The following is a 270-nucleotide window of genomic DNA, read 5'->3' on the forward strand; positions in this document are numbered from 1 at the left end:
GGCTCCATGAGTGATAAGCCCGGTTACCGGCGCCCCCAGGCGGGCACCCAGCCTGAATACCTGCAGCCGGCGTACCAGTCGACGAACCTGCGTTCGCCGTCCAAGCCGTTGGTGTTTCTGCCCCATTCCTGGTCGGAAATCACCGGCCCGACCATCGGTGCCGAGCGGGTCGGTGAGAAGGACAACGACCTCACCGCCCAGCAAGACGGCGAGCCCCAGGGCGAACGCATCATCATCCATGGCCGCGTGCTGGATGAAAACGGCCTGCCG

At 65.6% G+C, this 270-nt stretch carries 1 pseudogene; it reads left to right on the forward strand.

Annotated elements, in window-relative coordinates:
* Window positions 1-6: 6 nt before the first annotated feature.
* Window positions 7-270, forward strand: a pseudogene (locus ACFZPT_RS26705) (protocatechuate 3,4-dioxygenase subunit beta); the annotation flags it as partial.

The sequence above is a fragment of the Pseudomonas sp. MD330_10 genome, from assembly GCF_042610415.1.
Lineage (GTDB): Bacteria > Pseudomonadota > Gammaproteobacteria > Pseudomonadales > Pseudomonadaceae > Aquipseudomonas > Aquipseudomonas rhodesiae.